1 protein-coding gene and 1 pseudogene are annotated in these 1,686 nt (G+C 72.7%); both read right to left on the bottom strand.

Going from position 1 to position 1,686, the window contains the following annotated elements:
- Window positions 1-871, bottom strand: an 871-nt coding sequence (locus H5J26_RS30755; RefSeq protein ID WP_181769219.1) for an ROK family transcriptional regulator, incomplete at its 3' end; no start/stop codon positions are given.
- 84 nt (window positions 872-955) lie between these two features.
- Window positions 956-1,639: pseudogene (locus tag H5J26_RS30750) on the bottom strand (FGGY-family carbohydrate kinase); the annotation flags it as partial.
- Between the last annotated feature and the right edge of the window lie 47 nt (window positions 1,640-1,686).

Below are 1,686 nucleotides of genomic sequence, written 5' to 3'. Positions count from 1 at the left end.
GTGCCGCGCTGCGGCCGCCCGTTCCGTGCGCTTCGATGCCGGCGGCGCTCAGTACGGCTGCCTCTCCCGCGTACTGCTCCAGGCAGCCCGAACCGCCGCAGGCGCATTCCGCGCCGTCGGGTTCCACCGGTACATGGCCGAGCTCGCCGGCGAATCCCCGTCTGCCGCGCAGCAGTTCGCCGTCGAGCACGATGGCGGCCCCGATGCCGACCTCGGCGGACACATGGATGAAGTCGCCCGGTGCGCCGTCCTTCTCGCGCAGCCAGAGTTCGGCCAGGGCACCGAAGTTGGCCTCGTTGTCCACCGTCAGCCGGAGCGGGCAGGCCAGATGCGAGGCGATGTCGGTGTCGCGCCAGCCGAGGTTCGGAGCACGCACCACCGTCGTGGACGAGCGCGTGACGAGCCCCGGCACGGCCACGGCCAGTCCGGCCGGGCGCAGGCCCGCCGCACCGGCGTCGACCGTGACGCGCTCGACGAGTGCGCCGAGCCGGGCCAGCACGGATGCGGGGCTCTCGTCCCGGTTCGGCGCCTCCTCCGTCGTACGGGCACGGACCTGGCCGCGCAGATCGACGGCGCAGACGGTGAGATGGTCCACCCCGATCTCCGCGCCGAGGCCGCACGGCCCCAGGTCGGTGAGCGCCAGGGCGTTGCCCGGTCTGCCGACGCCGCCGGAGCGCCCAGGCCCGAGCTCCACCAGGAAGCCGGCGCGCAGCAGCTCCTCGACGAGGGTGGATACGGACGCCCTGGTCAGCCCGATCCGCGCCGCGACGGTGGCACGTGAGACGGGGCCGGCCCCCGAGACCGCGTACAGCACCCGCGAGAGATTGCGCTGTCGCATCTCCCGCTGCGAGTTGGGCGCGGGCACTGCCATCAAGTTCCGTTCCTCCAGGGCAGATCGGTCGTTCCGTGCGGTGCAAGTGCGAGTACGGGCGGGGTGCGTCAGGGAGGGGGTGGCTCAGCGTTGACGGAGAAGCGTATCCGCACCGGAAAGGGTGTACTCGATACGGGTCAGCGTGGCGTCGTCGCGCGGCACGGCCTCGTAGGACGGGCCCTCGGTCGTGCCCCACCGTCGCGCCACCGTGGCCGGGTCCTCCTCCAGCAGCAGCCCCGCGGCTTGCGCCGCCGCGCCCAGCGCCACCAACTCCTCGGCGCGCGGCACCTGTACGGGCCGGCCGGACAGACGCCGTACGGTCTCGCGCCAGGCCGCTCCCTTTGCGCCGCCGCCGATCAGCAGCAGCGGGGCATCGCTCGGTGTCTCCTCGTCCAGGACCTGGTCGAGAGCGCGCAGCAGGGCGAACACGGCTCCGTCGTAGGCCGCCTGCAGCACGTGGCCACCGGTGGTGCCGTGCCGCAGACCGCTCAACAGGCCCGATGCGTAAGGGAGGTTGGGTGTCCGCTCACCGTCCAGGAAGGGCAGCAGAGTGATCTCGCCGCCCTCTTCGACGCCTTCACGGTCGAGGGAGAGCAGAGAGGCGACCCGGTCCACGGCGAGCGTGCAGTTGAGGGTGCAGGCCAGCGGCAGCCAGTCGCCGCGTGCGTCGGCGAACCCCGCGACCGTGCCGGTGGGATCGCTGGGCCGGTGCGTGGAGACGGCGTAGACGGTGCCCGACGTGCCCAGGCTCAGCACCGGCTGCTGTGGGGCGCGGGCAGTTCACTGTGTTCTGGGACGCTCCAGGCGCTGGTGTA

The organism is Streptomyces albidus (ex Kaewkla and Franco 2022), from assembly GCF_013870515.1.
Lineage (GTDB): Bacteria > Actinomycetota > Actinomycetes > Streptomycetales > Streptomycetaceae > Streptomyces > Streptomyces albidus.
The sequence above is the reverse complement of the archived record's forward strand: the minus strand, read 5'-3'. Positions and strand labels throughout refer to the sequence as shown.